At 79.9% G+C, this 999-nt stretch carries 1 pseudogene; it reads right to left on the bottom strand.

Going from position 1 to position 999, the window contains the following annotated elements:
* Positions 1–938, bottom strand: a pseudogene (locus tag AB0H87_RS26040) (hypothetical protein); the annotation flags it as partial.
* Positions 939–999: the final 61 nt, after the last annotated feature.

Genomic DNA, 999 nt, shown 5'->3' with positions numbered 1-999 from the left:
GCGGCCGCGTCGGCCGCGCCCGGTGCCTCGTCGGCCGGCGGCGTCGCGGCGGCCTCGGGTTCCGCGGTGGTCTCGGGTTCCGCGATGGTCTTCGGTTCCGCGGTGGTCTCGGGTTCCGCGGTGGTCTCGACCGGCTGCGCGGGCGCCGCCGCGGGCGGGGCGGAGACGGGTTTGGCGGCCTCGTGCAGGTCGAGTCGGAGCCCGTCGACCACGGGCGGCTTCGGCGTGGGTGCCTGGATCGGCTCGGTGGGTTCGGCCGGCTCGACCGCGGCGGGCTCGGTCGCCTCGACCGGCTCGGCCTCTACCGGCACGGCCTCTACCGGCTCGGCCTCGACGGCCGCTCCTGCCGTGGCTGGTTCCGGGGCGGCCTCCTCGGCCGGCGCAGGCGCGACCGTCTCCGCCGCCGGTTCCGGCTCGGGCGCCGCCGCCACCGGCTCGGCCGCGGGCTCGACCGGCTCGGCGGCGGGCTCGACCGGCTCGGCGGCCGGCTCGGCGGCCTCGCTGGCCGCGGCGCCGAACCAGCCGACGTCCTCGCGCGGTGCCGGAGGCGCCGGCACCGGCTCTTCCGCGACCGGCGCGACGTGCAGTTCCTCCTCGGAGATCCGGCGCGGGTAGGCGGGCGCGTCGTCCCCGGTCCGCGGTGCGGGCACGCGGACACCCGCGGCCGTCTCGGCCGGCGGCGGGGGCGTGTCGGCCTTGTCCCGCTCCCGGGGTGGTGCGGACGCGACGTCGGCGGTCCGCGACTCGCCCAGCTCCGGCACGAACGGCGCCGGCGGTGCGACCAGCCAGGGCTCGGGCGTGCCGCCGTCCCGCTCGGCCCGCCGCGGCGCGGGCGGCGACAGCGGCGCGGTCGGCAGGTCGTCGACGGAACGCCGCTCCTGCGCCGGGGGCATCGGCCGCCTTGTCGATCCGTCGCTGGCCGCGAGCACGGACCTCACCGCCACAGGCTGAGCCTGTCGGCGTTTCAGGCAACCGGTGTTGGCCGGTCGGGGGCGCCGC

It is taken from the genome of Asanoa sp. NPDC050611 (genome assembly GCF_040654855.1).
GTDB lineage: Bacteria > Actinomycetota > Actinomycetes > Mycobacteriales > Micromonosporaceae > Asanoa.
This window is presented reverse-complemented; position numbering and strand designations above follow the sequence as displayed.